Source organism: Peribacillus sp. SIMBA_075 (genome assembly GCF_046534585.1).
In genome coordinates, this window is the sequence record NZ_JAWRYN010000580.1 from 1 (window position 1) to 273 (window position 273).

Consider the following 273-nt stretch of genomic DNA (forward strand, 5'->3'; position numbering starts at 1 on the left):
CTTGCGAACGATCAGATAGCTTTCCGCTAGGCTAGGGTCTCGCAGTGCAGCCATTTGTGAACCGACAGCGATCGCCAAATTTTTCTCTCTCGCTATGATCGCCAGCTTTTGATTGATTTGTGTTGTGGCCTCCGCCCCTCCTGTCATCGCATTGATAACAATGGGAGAAGCCAATCGAAAAGTAGCCAAATCTGTATCAAGCGTGATTTCCTGATAACCAATATTGGGCAAACTAGTAGGAACAAAGCTGACCTCATCAAAACTGTTAAAGGG

At 46.5% G+C, this 273-nt stretch carries 1 pseudogene; it reads right to left on the reverse strand.

The window, feature by feature from the left end:
• Nucleotides 1–273 (reverse strand): annotated as a pseudogene (locus SB775_RS29485) (type 2 isopentenyl-diphosphate Delta-isomerase); the annotation flags it as partial.